The organism is Psychrobacter sp. P11G5 (assembly GCF_001593305.1).
Lineage (GTDB): Bacteria > Pseudomonadota > Gammaproteobacteria > Pseudomonadales > Moraxellaceae > Psychrobacter.
This window is the reverse complement of record NZ_CP012533.1, coordinates 1125067-1139683: the sequence shown is the minus strand read 5'-3', so window position 1 is coordinate 1139683 and position 14617 is coordinate 1125067. Positions and strand designations below refer to the sequence as shown.

Below are 14617 nucleotides of genomic sequence, written 5' to 3'. Positions count from 1 at the left end.
TCTTTTTTTATTCTAGATATCAAACTTGTTACTGCAAAACTTGATAGTTAATAGTTAAAAACTAGGCTAACCATTTTTTCAATAAAATAGTTAATACTTTAGGATCTTGTACCGTACTATGACAGTAATCTACCCCTGCGGCTTTTAAATCGTATTCAAAACTTTCTACATAACGCTCTTTATGTGGCGGATACCAATAAATTAATAGTGAGCGACAAGTAGTTTCCCGTTCACGAATACACTTGGCTAATTGAGCGACCTGTTCGGGTAATACCTCTTCTGCAAACATGATCGTATTTACTTTTGCTTTCAAAATATAATCCATCATCGATTGTCCGTTACGCTGGGATTTGACGTTAGCCCCAAGCTGCTTCAACGTTTGTACCGTAAAGCCCGCTTCATCGTGATGGTAGTAAACAATATCCATTCCTTTTAAGAGATTCTGGTGTTGAGTCTGACTTCTATAACGCAGGGGCATGGTAACAATGAACTTACTACCTGTACCGAGCTCACTATCAACTTCAATTTCTGCACCAAGTAGTTGGATAATTTGCTTGATAACTGACAGCCCTATTCCTACCCCTTCATGCTCACGAGTATCTGACGAATCAACTTGGAAAAATGGAGTGAAAATATCTTCTAAGTAAGTTTTATCAATACCAATACCTGTATCAGTAACTTTAATTTGCCAGCGAATACTCTCATTAAAATGTGTCAGCTGAGAATCAATAACAACTTGGCCTGTATAAGTAAATTTAATCGCATTGTCTATCAAAGTGGTTAAGATTTGCTGAATCTTAGTCACGTCCCCTTCAAGGGTATATTCTACGTGATGAATACGGCTAATTAACTCTAGATCTTTTTGCCTCGCTGCGGGCTCGAATTTTTCTATTAAGTCGGCAATCATTTGTAATGGATTAAACTCACTTAAACTGACGATCATTTGGCCTTTTTCTATCCTATTTAGCTGGATAATCTGCTCAAGCGTTAACTCTAAGTGATGACTTCCTTTATGAATGATGGCTAAGGTGTCTTTTTGTTCATCGTTGAGATATTGATTATCCAATAACTGTAAACCACCTGTAATAGCATTCAGTGACGTCTTTAGCTCATGAGTAATCATGTTTTGAAAATTGGAGCGCTGCATATCAAGAGACAAATCCTTGTTATGTAACTGCTGCTCAAAATCTGCAAGGTCGCGGTAGTCTTGCTGTGCGGCTCTTAGTCGATCAAATAAAATAATAAAGGCTTTTTTTATGCGTATCAGCTCTTCAAATCCAAAACGCTGTTGAATAGTTGGTAGTTGTTCAAGCTCAGGGTTGTTGGCTGCCGTTTCGCATACTTTTGCCAGCTCAATAATATCTTTGGTCGGCCAATTAAGTTTACGCAAGACAAACCAAACAATAGAGATAGCCAGAACAATGGTCGCAAACCACGATAACAGATTAATGCGTATCCAGTACCAACGCAGCTTATTGATATCTAAGGTAATATTGATATAGCCAACTAAGGTATTACGAGCTGCCAGTTGAGTCGTTGACATAGTTGTATCTTCAGCTTCAACAGATAATGTACTAGCAAGTTGTTGACTGGAGTTAGCACGCTGAATACTATTGCCACTAAGGTAGCGACTAGTAACTGGATAGTTAAAGCTGACCGTATCAGCAATCAAGGCGTTATACCAATTGTTGCTCACGCTATCGATATCATCTTGACCCAAGGAATCAATAGGATCATCAGTCGAATAAAACAGAATACTTTGTAGAGTCGGGTCACTATCTAACAATGTACTTACTTGTCTGGCAACAAGATTAGCACCATCAGGGATTGAAGCACTATTTGCAAGCATCTCACCCAATTGCTGAACATGGAGACGTTTTTGTTGATAGCTATAAACAAAGGCATAGACGAAAGACAATAAGAATCCTGCCAAAACTGCCACAATGATAGCTTGCAATACGGAACGACGTATAATCGTGGGTATGTTTGTAGGAAGACTTGTACTCATGTTAATCAATCAACTCATGGCGGCTATTACTTATAGTACCTCATAAGTGTATGGATCGTTTGTTTTAGGATGCGTGGTAAGGATAGAAAGTACTTATACTAGTACCATCTTCTCAATTTATTTGGCCTAAAGACCTCTATTGCAGAGGTCTCTAAACGTATTTCTTATCGTTTTTTATCAGTGCTTTTATTATTCTTTGAATACTTTTGCTTGCGATTACGCTGGCGCTGAAGCAATTGTTGTGCTTTAGCCTTGGTTGGCGTATCACTCTTATTAGCATATGGATTTTCGTTGAGCTTAAAGACCACGTTAAGCGGTGTACCTTCAAGTTTAAACACTTCACGGAATTGGTTTTCGAGGTAGCGCTGATAACTCTTAGGTAACGAGCCAGTTTGATTACCATGAATAACAATTACCGGTGGATTATGGCCACCAATATGAGCATAACGCAGTTTAATACGGCGGCCTGCAACGGTTGGTGGCGGGTTCGCAGTAACAGCATCTTCTAAAATCTGCGTCAAACGATTGGTAGACACTTCAAACATAGAAGACTGATAAGCACGTAAAATGGATGGATAAAGATTACCCACACCCGTACCATGCAATGCTGATATCAAATGCACTTTTACATACGGTATGAAATTAAAACGACGATCCATCTCAATTTTTATATAGTCTCTTTGATCATGAGTTAAACCATCCCACTTATTAATGGCGACTACTAATGCTCGGCCTGCATCAAGTGCATAACCAATCATATGCAGATCTTGATCCACGATACCTTCTTGCGCATCGATAACGATGACAGTAACGTTAGAGTCTTCGATAGCTTGTAAGGTTTTAATAACAGAGAATTTTTCTACTTTTTCATCAATACGGCCACGGCGACGTACACCAGCAGTATCAATCAATACGTAGTTTTTACCATCGCGCTTATAAGGAATATAGATACTATCTCGCGTGGTACCAGGCATATCGAATACAACGACCCGATCCTCACCTAATAGACGATTCACAAGCGTAGATTTACCTACATTTGGACGACCAATAATAGCGAGCTTTAGACCATCTGGCTCTCTAGCATCTACGTCTTCAGGCATATCAGCAGTAATTACTTCTAAAAGATTGCCGACACCGCGACCATGGCTGGCAGCCATTGGATAAGGTTCACCCAATCCTAGTGCATAAAATTCTGCAGGCGCAGCATCATGAGCGCCATCGACTTTATTGGCGACAACATATACAGGCTTGCCTAAGCTATGCAAGAACTTACCGATTTCTGCATCGGCACCAATCATGCCTACGCGCGCATCAACTACAAAGACAATAATGTCAGCTTCATGGATCGCGGTATGTGACTGCTCAGACATATAGTCATCAATATCACCTCTTCCATCGTCTGCTTCACCGATACCACCAGTGTCCACAACGATAAATGACTTGCCTTCATAGGCAGCATCACCATACTGGCGATCACGAGTCAGACCTGATAGGTCGGCAACCAAAGCCTGACGACTCTTGGTAAATTGATTAAATAAAGTAGATTTACCTACATTGGGACGGCCAATTAGGGCGACCACGGGCTTGATACTCATGCGTTACTCTCAATGACGGACAATAATGACAACAAATACGTGTCATATTACCGCAAACTTAAATGAATGATAAAGATAAAAAATAATAATAAGGGATAACAGTCTGTGATTGGATAGATAATGCATTAATCGTATGAGACAGTCCGCTAGTTATAAATAACTGCACCTATATAAGGGCGCATAGATTACGCGAAACGTACTGTCTATACAAGGCATTAAACGCTGACAAGGCAGCGTTCAAATTATATAAAGCTATTATTAAATACTCTTACTAAGAAAAATAACCGAGTAACGCAATCTAATAATTCACAAACAATAAGTTAAAACAACAATAGATTTAAGTATTTAACGTGCTAACTGCCATATTGCTACTTGACCAGAGACACTTTGAGTCATTAAACGACTACCCTGTACTTGCAAGTTAGTTAACGCACCTTTAGTCTGTACTCGGCTAACAATATCGCCAGTTGCAGGATTAAATAAATGCACTACCCCTTCAAGGTCACCAACAGCGATATAGTTTCCAATCATGACAGGGTTGGTCAAATCGCGATAAGCAAGGGCTTCACTTTCCCATAATACGTTACCATTAATACGATCGTATGCAACGACCTTACCTTCTAAGCTGGTTGCAATGACTTGTTTGTTATTCACAGCAAGTGCTTTTAGGCTAGCAAGTTCGTTAACAAACATGACCTGACGTGACGCTAAATCAATCCCAAGCAACTGACCACTATAGCTAATTGCATATAACTGATTATTATCAACGATAGGCATGCCATCGACATCGCTCATACGTTCAACTTCACTACTACCAGTACCTACACCGACACGTCTTGACCACTGTGGTAAACCACTATCGGTCGTGATAGCGTGCAGGCGGCCATCAGCAGTAGCCAGTAATGCCGTTTTGTCATCCAATAAGGTTGGCGCTGCGCTACCGCGGACACTAATAGCTGGGACTTGAGTCGCAAACTGCCATATCGATTGACCAGTCTGTAAAGATAAGCCATGTAAAAAGCCATCATTAGCAGATAATACCACACGGTTATTACTAATCAGTGCAGGCGTGAGCACAGAACCCGATAATTGATGCTCCCAGCGCTTAGCACCCGTAGCGCTATCGAACGCCATTACTAAACCATTACGTGTACTAACAATAGCAGTTTGACTTAATGGATCTAGTGCCACACCGCCCGTGATTTGATTGCCAACATTCATTGACCATAAACGCTGACCAGTACTATCAAAACCTGTCACCTCACCACCACGTGATGCCGTGATAATCTGTGCATTGCTATAGCCAACTTGTAGAGCAAGAGGGTCTTTTTTATTGGCTTTTTTATTACCAACATCAACGCTAAATACAGGCTGAAGCACACTAACAGGTTGTGCAATTTGCACCAGTTTGACTGGATCATGTACCACTGGCTTGATACCACGGTTACACCCAACGACAGCAGTCGTCATCAGCGCCAAGACTGCCACATTCATGACAGTCGACTTTATAGTCTTATTTTTTATCGTTTTGCTGAAGCGAATAGATCGGGTCATTGTATGTTCTCACTACGAATAAATTAACTATCGATAAACGGGCTATAAATTGAGAAGCTGCGAATAAATAGCACCATAATTGTCTGTAATATACATTACTATTTATTATACTGCTGATTTACTGCGCTGCTTGGTCAGAAACGTTACTATTGTTAACGCTATCATTAACGTTAACATTAGGATTTTGTGTTGCTGTCTCAGGTATAGCAGCTGCTTGAATAAGACTAGCTGGCTCGCTAATTGGCTCAGGAACAATACCAAGACTCTCCATCTTTAATGCCAATACTGCTCGAGTTTCTTGACGTTTACTGATGAGATTCCAAGCATTAGTATAAGCTTTGATAGCAGCATCTTCATCATTTTTTGCTAAGTAAATATCACCTAGCAACTCTTGTTGGCTGGCCTCAAAGGAGCTTGGCATATCATTATTAGCTTCTGCTAAAGCTGCATCTGCATCACCTGCAGATAATAGCGTCTCTGCATAACGCAGACGTGTAATTGCACTTAAGCCTGCATCACCCAAATCTATTGCTAGAGCTTTTTTCAAAGTTTCGGTAGCACCAGTAAAATCATCGCTATCGACCTGCTGACGAGCTTTAATCATTAATGCTTGCCAAGCATAGACTGAGTCCCCATGCGTGCTAACTAGTGCATCGATATCTTTATTGAGCTGGGTACGACTAGCAGCAAGTGCAGTCAATGCCTCAGCCTCTAAATCTGGGTTTTGTGCTGCTAGACTAACTTCTTCATTGAGCCTTTGAATATCCGCATAATGATCAGCGGCAACGGTATCTACCCGTGCATGGTTATCTTGCCAGTATGTCCAGCCAAAATAGCCTGCTAATGCTAATAATATAGCTGTGAAGATATAGCTACCATATTGCTTAAGCGCTTGCATCGAGTTGTCTGTATTTGGCGACTGGGTATTCTGAGCCATGTTTATTTACCTGATAAAATCTAGTTGCTAAAATCTAGTTGCTAAAATCTAATTGCATAACAGCAAGTGGTTGTCTATTACATCGCTGCACTTTATTATTGAAACTATTACAGACGCGTAAAATTCTCTGTTATTGCCAGCCAATCCTGTGCCACTGATTGCTGATCACCGGTCTGCATATTTTTAATGCTAATCGTATTATCGTCAAGCTCCTGCTGCGCAATAATAACAGTCAATGCTGCACCTGACTTATCAGCCTTTTTCATTTGTGCTTTCATACTGGTCGCACTCGCCATCTTAACTCGTAAATCTGGACGGCTATGGCGTAAGTCTTGTGCATAACTGAGACCCGAGCTATATACTTCTGGATGGGCAACGACAAAAACATCGCATGCTGATGTAGGTGGCATAGGGTTAACAGCATCAATGAGTAGCAATAAGCGCTCAAGCCCCATCGCAAAACCAACAGCAGGTTCAGATTTAACAGGTTTTTTATTATCCTTGTCATCACGAGCATCTATTGATTTTAGCTGACCGACTAAGCCGTCATAACGTCCACCTGCACAGACAGTCGCTTGACTACCAAGCTTATCAGTCACCCATTCAAAAACTGTTTTGTTATAGTAATCGAGACCGCGTACTAAATGCGGATTGATTTCATAATCTATGCCTAGCGTCGTCAAATAAGCTTGAACCTGCTCAAAGTGCGCTTTACTCTCAGCTCCCAAAAAATCAGCAAGTTTGGGTGCGTCAGTGAGCAGCGCCTGTGTGCTTGCTTCTTTACTATCTAAAATTCGTAGCGGATTGGTGGTCAAGCGGCGCTTACTATCATCATCAAGCTGATCTTGCTTGTCTGTTAAATAAGCAACCAGAGCATCGCGATAAGCGTGACGCTCATCAATCTCACCCAAACTATTTAGCTGCAAGCGCATCTCATCTTTAAGACCCAGCTCTTGCCACATCAGCTGCGTCATCGCAATCAGCTCAGCATCAGCATCTGGTAATGCACTGCCAAAGCTCTCGACCCCTATCTGATGAAACTGACGGTAGCGACCTTTTTGCGGGCGCTCATAGCGAAACATAGGACCGATATACCAAAGCTTTGGTGTATCACCGCGCAGCAAATTGTGTTCAATGACTGCACGTACTGCACCCGCTGTACCTTCTGGGCGCAAGGTCAAAGGTGTTGGTGGCTCGGACTTATCAGCAAAGCTATACATCTCTTTTTCGACGATATCCGTAGCACCGCCAATAGCACGAGCAAATAAATCAGTCTGTTCAACGATAGGTAATCGAATATTCTCGTAACCGTATCTAGCCAACACGTTTGCCAACACTGCTTCTAATTGAAGCCATTTTGCTGCCTGTTCCGGCAGAATATCATTAAAACCTTTAATAGCTTTGATCATGATTCGGTTATATCCTTAAATATTACAACAATTGTCTTTATTGTTATTCTTGTCGTTACTATTTACCGCCATTTACAATAGTAAGTATTTTACGCTTCGCCTTACTTTACTCTAATAATCTCATTCTCACGCGATTTCTCAAGCTCTCTTGCATGAGCGCGTACCATGCTTTCTATTTCATCAACGAGATTGTCGGTATCGATAAGATGGCTCTTTTGACCCATGCGGTATACTAATGACTTTGGTGATGCGCCGACGATACCAATATCAGACTCTTTTGCCTCTCCTGGACCATTCACTTTACAGCCAATTACTGACAAATTCATCGGCTCGCGTACATCTTCTAAACGCGCTTCTAAAGCAGTCATTACTCTAATCACATCAAACTCTTGACGTGAGCAGCTTGGACAAGCAATAAAGTTTACGCCATTCGAGCGAATATTAAGCGACTTTAAGATATCAAAGCCGATTTTAATCTCTTCTTCTGGCTCTGCTGCCAAGGAGATACGAATAGTATCGCCAATGCCGTCTAATAATAAACCACCAAGCGCAATAGCAGATTTGACTGCGCCAGTACGGTATACACCAGCTTCAGTCACACCCAAATGTAGCGGATTATCAATTTGTGCTGATATTAAGCGATAGGCATCTAAAGTTAAAAACACATTGCTCGCTTTGACTGATACTTTATATTGGTCGAAGTTTAAACGCTCTAATATGTCAATATGACGCATGGCAGATTCAAGCATCGCCGCACCAGTTGGTTCAGTATATTTGCGCTGAATATCTTTCTCTAAAGAACCTGCATTGACCCCAATACGAATAGGAATATTATGATGCTTAGCACAGGCTACCACTTCGCGCACTTTAGCATCACTACCGATATTACCCGGATTGATACGCAGACAATCTGCGCCAGCTTCAGCAACCGCAAGTGCAATCTTATGATCAAAATGCACATCAGCGACCAATGGTACGCTAACTAGCTTGCGAATCTTACCAAATGCTTCGACCGTCTCCATCGTCGGAGTAGATACCCGCATAAAATCGGCGCCTGCCTCAACACAGCGCTCAATCTGTGCGACTGTCGCTGCTACATCACAAGTGTCAGTATTGGTCATGCTTTGCACACTAATCGGTGCATCGCCGCCAATCGCGACATCACCGACATAAATCTTTTTGGTAGGACGGCGAGTAATAGGCGATGACGTTGACATATAAAATCCTTCAATCAGAGCAAAAGATAAGAGAATATTAGCAGTCTAAACTTTTAATAAACTTGTTATAAAAAACTAATAATAGCGCTAAAAACTGATAGTAAGTCACCTATTAAGGCGACAGTGCAAAACTTGCTTGCTTGTTAGTGGCATATTCATTTAACGCAACAGATTCTTGATTAAGTAATAAGCTTACATTATCAGTGTTATCAATTTGAATATTGAATGGCGGTGTACCTAGCAGCTTATAATTGCCACGAGCTTGGCTACCTGTCATGAGACTGTTCCCAGACGCATCAGTAATGGTTACATTAGCATCATCTGTGATGTCAACGTCTAATGAGACTTTACTCATATCATTAGCACTATCTAAATTAAGTGCTGAACCTGACGCCCCGACATCATCTAGACCAGTACTATCGAACTGGCTATTAACCGCTGCCCCTTGCGCTTGTTCCGATGCAGATAAGTCCTCAACTTCCGTCACAGGCGTGCGGTTATCTTGGCTGGCATTGGTCACCATGCGGAATAAAAATACCGCTAAGATAATAAGACCTATTACTGCAAGAATAAGTAATGGGTTAAAGCGAATACGGCTACGACTATCACGCTGCAACGTTCCCATTGGGCGCAATGGAGTATCAATATTATTGACCGATCGGGCTTTAAGGTCGTTTGGATAAGAAGCATCAAAACTTGTCGCAATTTTTGTAGGGTCTAGATCTAAAAATTTTGCATAGTTGATTGCAAAACCACGTGCAAAAGTCACCTGTGGTAAAGCGGCAAAGTTTTCGTCTTCTAGCGCTTGCAGATGACGCTCTAAGATGAACAACTCACTTGCTACTTCTTTTAAACTAATTTGCTTAGCTTTACGGGCTTGCTGCAACATGGCACCAAATGATCCCTGAGCGTTAGATTGATGATTTGATGATGGGTTGTTCATTTCCATGGTGCCTCTGGATTGTTAAGCCAAGTCTTAAGTTGTTTTGCTTCATCACTTAATGGATAAGCGGATAGCAGCTGCTGTGCCAATTGTTGGCGCGTGGTTCTGTCATTTTGAGCGGCAGCAAGTTTGATGCCTTGCAATAACAAACGCGGGCTAATACCTTGGCCTTGCACAAGCAATAAAGTCTCATCATAGAGTCTTTGTGCTTGCTGCACACGTTGCTGCTCAAGCAATAAGTCAACCAGCTCAATATGAGCAATCAAGCTATTACGATTACCATCTAAGGCACGTAAAAATGCTTTGGCTGCGGCTGGATTATTATTAAGCTGTAAGTAAGTACGTCCTAGGTTCTCAAGTGCGCCAATACGCCCTTCATAACCAAGTGCTGCACCTGCAATTTCAAACTGTTCTGCGGCCTCAGTATAACGCTTCATCTGTGATAGATATACGCCATAGTTATTACGCACTTGATCAAAATCTTTATCAAGCGCAATCGCTTTTTTGAAGTATTGATCGGCTTTTTCAAGGTTAAGGCGGCTGCCTTCTTGCTGCAACAAAACGCCCATCATATCATAGGCTGGCGCATATCGGCTATCAGCAGCAAAAGCTTTTTCAAGTTGACGCTGAGCAGTATCAAGCTCATTTTTACGAATATATTGTGCGGCAAGTGAAGTGCGCACGCGAGCAATCTCTTGCTTATCAAGATTGCGGTTATCACTTGGCTGCGTTGAAGTTTGATAACGGGTACTGCCACTCAAACCATTTGTTGGCGTACTTTGGCAACCTGCTAGCAATAACGTAATAACGGCACTAGCAACTAGCAGACATTTTGGTCTGCTAAGCGCAGTATGAAGTGTTTCTTGATACGTGATCACTGTTGCGGACTCATTCATTGATAAAGGAATTTTGCGCTGAGTCTTGAGTTGACAAGAGTATTTAGAAATCATCATAGCCGCCATCATAAAACTAAGTTTCAGTACTGTGAGTTTAGCACTAGGGTTTCAAACAGCCATTAGTTTAATGGATTTAGACCCCTTAAGTACAATTTAGTTACTATGACTACATTTTTATTGCTATGAAGGCTATCTAATACGATCTATAAAATGAAAAGAAAGCTTAGCCCTTATCTGCGGTTAAGCCTTCATTCGCCATATATCTGCTATTTATCAAACAGTTGCATCGTCTTTAATACCGCGATCTTTAATACTTTGCTGCCATGCTGCCGAGCGTCTAGTTCGATCTGCCACTTGTCCCACTAACTGACCACAGGCCGCATCAATATCATCACCACGCGTCTGGCGAATAGTACAGACAAAACCCGCTTCGCTAAGAATATTGCTAAAAGCATGAATGCGATTGTTACTAGATTTATCATAAGGCGCATGCGGGAACGGATTGAACGGAATAAGATTAATCTTACTTGGCAAGCCTTCTAATAGCTTAACCATTTGCTCAGCGTGCTCATTGCTATCGTTAACACCATCTAACATGACGTATTCGATGGTCACGTGTTTTTTATGACGCGGATTAACATCATAAACATAGTTTTTTGCAGCAGCGATTAGCTCACTCAAAGGATACTTTTTATTGATTGGCACAAGCTCATTACGCAGCTCATCATTTGGCGCATGTAACGAGATAGCCAGTGCTACGTCAATATCTTGTGCTAATTGGTACATTTTAGGTACCACGCCTGAGGTTGACAAAGTCACTCGACGTTTTGATAAACCATAAGCGTGGTCGCTGAGCATTAGCTCCATTGAGCTAACCACTGGTTTATAATTTAATAATGGCTCACCCATGCCCATCATGACTACGTTGGTCACGTTGTTTTCCCACAAGCTATGGTCAACATTTTCTAAACTATCATTGTCATCAGTCATATAAGAAGCATTGGCCACCCATAGCTGTCCGATAATCTCAGCAGCGCTTAAATCACGCTCAAAGCCCTGTTTACCGGTACTACAAAAGCTACAGTCAAGTGCGCAGCCCACTTGTGAAGATACACATAAAGTCTTGCGCCCATTTACCTTGCTATCATCCGCTGGAATTAGCACCGTCTCAACCAATGAGCCACCTGTCACTTCAAAGACCCATTTACGCGTACCATCCTCACTATATTGACGATGAATAACTTTTGGTGGGGTCACACAGGCATGCATAGACAGCTTATCGCGCAATGATTTACTCAGATTAGTCATCTGCTCAAAGTCAGTAACACCTTGCTGATATATCCACTTAACCACTTGAGTGGCACGGAAAGGCTTTTCACCGATGCTCTTAAAATAATCAGCAAGTTGGGCTTGCGTCATTCCCAATAAATTGGTTCTTGCCTGCGCTTCATCTACTAGCTTGATGCTACCAGTAAGCTTGTTGGGCACATGCTGAGTGGGTGTTTGAATCGTTGACATAATAGGTAACCTTTTGGCATAAGCCATGAGCGTAGTTTTACAATTAAATGATGCATTGAGCAATCCGTTATGAGCGCAAAACCTGTCCTATATAGAATGCAAATAATTATCTATAGCGACAATGTGCTGATAAGGGATTGATAACGCTAATTAAATGATTAAGTATCAATAATGAGGGACATAGTGATAAATTTCAATAAAAACAACCGATAAGCTTAATAATGCTTCGATAAATAACAGCGCAGTTAATAAAATATCTAAATTATTGATAATAGATGAAACGGCTTATACCCTATTGAGTATAAGCCGCTTTGCTACACTACTAGTTAATAATGCTCATTGTTAATAGCTTACAGCTTAACAATCACAGCTATAGTGAATCTAATATAAGACTGACACTAGAAAGACGAGAGCAAATTGTACATTTAGTACATTAAGCGAGTCTGACAACGTAGCAGTTTATAGTTGGTTTACTATATTAACGCGTACGTGCACAAACTTCATTATCATTGAAAAAATAGCTGATTTCACGTGCTGCTGATTCAGCTGAATCTGAACCATGAACCGCGTTTTCATCGATGCTGCTAGCAAAATCAGCACGGATAGTACCTTTGTCTGCATCTTTTGGGTTAGTTGCACCCATGATTTCACGATGTTTAGCGATAGCATTTTCGCCTTCTAGTACTGATACCAATACTGGACCTGACATCATGAAAGATTTTAGATCATTGTAAAATGGACGCTCAGCATGCTCAGCGTAGAAACCGCCTGCTTTTTCATCATCAAGTTGCATCATTTTAGCAGCAACAATTTTTAGACCAGCTTGTTCAAAACGGTCATAGATAGCGCCGATGTGGTTGCCAGCAACAGCGTCAGGTTTGATGATAGATAAAGTACGTTCGTTAGCCATGAAAAGCTCCTAATAAATGATAAGTTAAATAAAAATGAAATCGCAATTAATTTATTCTTTGATCACAACGTTGACTTGGTCTGACTTAGATTACTCATGGTTTATCAATACAAAAACACAAGCGTCAACACAGGATTGCTAACTATTATAATGATTGACGCTATAAATGATAGGGGCAATTGATGAATGCAGCTTACTTAAACGTAAACTTAGCATTCATTAAACGTTAACACTTGCATGGTGTGCCAAAAATTTACCTATATCTTTAATTTCTTATAAATAAAAAACCCCAACACTTATGCATCAGGGTTTTATTGTTCAATAATTCAGTCTATTTATCTACGCATCATACGGATCACGTAATACGATAGTCTCTTCTCGGTCAGGACCGGTTGAGATAATATCGATAGGACAGTCAATTAATGCTTCGATACGCTTGATGTATTTTTTAGCGTTCTCTGGTAAGTCGTCATAGTTAGTAATACCAACCGTTGACTCACTCCAACCTTGTAGGGTTTCGTACTTAGGCGTGACTGACTCGTAGAATTCAGCATCATGCGCGCCTGCACATTCAGTCTCAGGTAAGTTATAACCCACACCAATTAATAGCTCTTCTAAACCGTCTAATACGTCAAGCTTGGTCAAGCAAATACCTGACATAGAGTTCAGTACGACAGCACGGCGTAGCGCTTCTGCATCGAACCAACCACAGCGACGCGCACGACCAGTGGTTGCGCCAAACTCATGACCAACTTTGGCTAAGTGGGCACCAACATCATCAAAAAGTTCGGTTGGGAACGGACCGCTACCAACACGTGTGGTGTAGGCTTTAGTGATACCAAGTACATAATCTAAATATAATGGACCGATACCCGTACCAGTAGATACGCCGCCTGCCGTGACGCTTGAGCTGGTCACGAACGGATAAGTACCATGGTCGATATCAAGTAGCGTACCTTGTGCACCTTCAAACATTAAGTTTTTGCCAGCCAAACGCAATTGATTAAGGTCTTCGGTCACATCAGTAACCATACCTCTAATCTCTTCTTTCCACTCTTGGCAAAGCTTGAACGTCTCATCAAAATCAATCGCATCAACTTTATAATATTGAGTCAATTGGAAGTTATGATATTCGATTAAGTTACGTAGTTTCTCTTCTAGGTCATCACGGAATAAGTCAGCAAGCTTAATAGCACGACGTGCCACTTTATCTTCGTAAGCAGGACCGATACCACGACCAGTAGTACCGATTTTACCCGTGCCGCGCTTGGCTTCACGAGCTTGATCTAGAGCCACATGGTAAGGCATGATTAGTGGGCAATTCGGTGAGATACGCAGACGTTCACGTACAGGTACGCCATTACTCTCAAGCTCTTTCATCTCTTTTAGCAAAGCATCAGGTGCTAGCACTACGCCATTACCAATAAAGCAAGTGACACCTTCGCGTAGGATACCTGATGGAATCAAGTGCAAGATAGTGGTTTTGCCATCGACAACCAAGGTATGACCTGCATTGTGGCCACCTTGAAAACGCGCTACTGCTGAGGCTTTTTCAGTAAGTAAATCAACGATTTTACCCTTACCTTCATCGCCCCATTGGCTACCTAAAACTACGACATTCTGACCCATG

Annotated in this window: 11 protein-coding genes; all 11 read right to left on the bottom strand. The window is 41.4% G+C overall.

Features of this window, described 5'->3' with window-relative positions; genetic code table 11:
• Nucleotides 1-61 precede the first annotated feature (61 nt).
• Complete coding sequence (locus tag AK825_RS04805; RefSeq protein ID WP_068035002.1) at nucleotides 62-2008, bottom strand: HAMP domain-containing sensor histidine kinase; 1947 nt, start codon at nucleotides 2006-2008, stop codon at nucleotides 62-64.
• Between the two features lie 164 nt (nucleotides 2009-2172).
• On the bottom strand, nucleotides 2173-3603 hold the full coding sequence (gene der / locus AK825_RS04800) for a ribosome biogenesis GTPase Der (protein ID WP_068035001.1): 1431 nt from the start codon (nucleotides 3601-3603) through the stop codon (nucleotides 2173-2175).
• A 345-nt stretch (nucleotides 3604-3948) separates the two neighbouring features.
• Complete coding sequence (gene bamB, locus AK825_RS04795) at nucleotides 3949-5097, bottom strand: outer membrane protein assembly factor BamB (protein WP_227514119.1); 1149 nt, start codon at nucleotides 5095-5097, stop codon at nucleotides 3949-3951.
• Nucleotides 5098-5275: 178 nt separating this feature from the next.
• Nucleotides 5276-6094: a tetratricopeptide repeat protein gene (locus AK825_RS04790; RefSeq protein WP_082787168.1), complete on the bottom strand. Its 819-nt coding sequence runs from the start codon at nucleotides 6092-6094 to the stop codon at nucleotides 5276-5278.
• 107 nt (nucleotides 6095-6201) lie between these two features.
• Entirely contained in the window at nucleotides 6202-7503 is a 1302-nt protein-coding gene (gene hisS / locus AK825_RS04785; RefSeq protein WP_068034999.1) for a histidine--tRNA ligase, read from the bottom strand.
• A 101-nt stretch (nucleotides 7504-7604) separates the two neighbouring features.
• On the bottom strand, nucleotides 7605-8720 hold the full coding sequence (gene ispG, locus AK825_RS04780) for a flavodoxin-dependent (E)-4-hydroxy-3-methylbut-2-enyl-diphosphate synthase (protein ID WP_068034998.1): 1116 nt from the start codon (nucleotides 8718-8720) through the stop codon (nucleotides 7605-7607).
• A 112-nt stretch (nucleotides 8721-8832) separates the two neighbouring features.
• The gene (locus AK825_RS04775) at nucleotides 8833-9663 is read right to left on the bottom strand and encodes a helix-turn-helix domain-containing protein (protein ID WP_068034997.1); all 831 of its coding nucleotides are present in this window, start codon (nucleotides 9661-9663) and stop codon (nucleotides 8833-8835) included.
• Nucleotides 9660-10616, bottom strand: a complete 957-nt coding sequence (pilW, locus tag AK825_RS04770) for a type IV pilus biogenesis/stability protein PilW (RefSeq protein WP_227514118.1) — start codon at nucleotides 10614-10616, stop codon at nucleotides 9660-9662. The genes AK825_RS04775 and pilW overlap by 4 nt, the downstream gene beginning before the upstream one ends.
• Nucleotides 10617-10832: 216 nt before the next feature.
• On the bottom strand, nucleotides 10833-12077 hold the full coding sequence (gene rlmN / locus AK825_RS04765) for a 23S rRNA (adenine(2503)-C(2))-methyltransferase RlmN (protein WP_068034995.1): 1245 nt from the start codon (nucleotides 12075-12077) through the stop codon (nucleotides 10833-10835).
• 478 nt (nucleotides 12078-12555) lie between these two features.
• Nucleotides 12556-12987 (bottom strand): nucleoside-diphosphate kinase, encoded by a 432-nt coding sequence (gene ndk / locus AK825_RS04760; RefSeq protein WP_068034994.1) that lies wholly within the window; start codon nucleotides 12985-12987, stop codon nucleotides 12556-12558.
• Between the two features lie 339 nt (nucleotides 12988-13326).
• Entirely contained in the window at nucleotides 13327-14616 is a 1290-nt protein-coding gene (locus tag AK825_RS04755) for an adenylosuccinate synthase (protein ID WP_068034993.1), read from the bottom strand.
• Nucleotide 14617 lies beyond the last annotated feature (1 nt).

Excerpts from the sequence above, each read along its gene's own strand:
- rlmN (WP_068034995.1), bottom strand. The coding sequence starts at position 12,077 with ATGTCAACGATTCAAACACCCACTCAGCATGTGCCCAACAAGCTTACT.
- bamB (WP_227514119.1), bottom strand. The coding sequence starts at position 5,097 with ATGAATGTGGCAGTCTTGGCGCTGATGACGACTGCTGTCGTTGGGTGT.
- AK825_RS04775 (WP_068034997.1), bottom strand. The coding sequence starts at position 9,663 with ATGAACAACCCATCATCAAATCATCAATCTAACGCTCAGGGATCATTT.
- hisS (WP_068034999.1), bottom strand. The coding sequence starts at position 7,503 with ATGATCAAAGCTATTAAAGGTTTTAATGATATTCTGCCGGAACAGGCA.
- der (WP_068035001.1), bottom strand. The coding sequence starts at position 3,603 with ATGAGTATCAAGCCCGTGGTCGCCCTAATTGGCCGTCCCAATGTAGGT.
- AK825_RS04755 (WP_068034993.1), bottom strand. The coding sequence starts at position 14,616 with ATGGGTCAGAATGTCGTAGTTTTAGGTAGCCAATGGGGCGATGAAGGT.
- ispG (WP_068034998.1), bottom strand. The coding sequence starts at position 8,720 with ATGTCAACGTCATCGCCTATTACTCGCCGTCCTACCAAAAAGATTTAT.
- pilW (WP_227514118.1), bottom strand. The coding sequence starts at position 10,616 with ATGATGATTTCTAAATACTCTTGTCAACTCAAGACTCAGCGCAAAATT.
- AK825_RS04805 (WP_068035002.1), bottom strand. The coding sequence starts at position 2,008 with ATGAGTACAAGTCTTCCTACAAACATACCCACGATTATACGTCGTTCC.
- ndk (WP_068034994.1), bottom strand. The coding sequence starts at position 12,987 with ATGGCTAACGAACGTACTTTATCTATCATCAAACCTGACGCTGTTGCT.
- AK825_RS04790 (WP_082787168.1), bottom strand. The coding sequence starts at position 6,094 with ATGGCTCAGAATACCCAGTCGCCAAATACAGACAACTCGATGCAAGCG.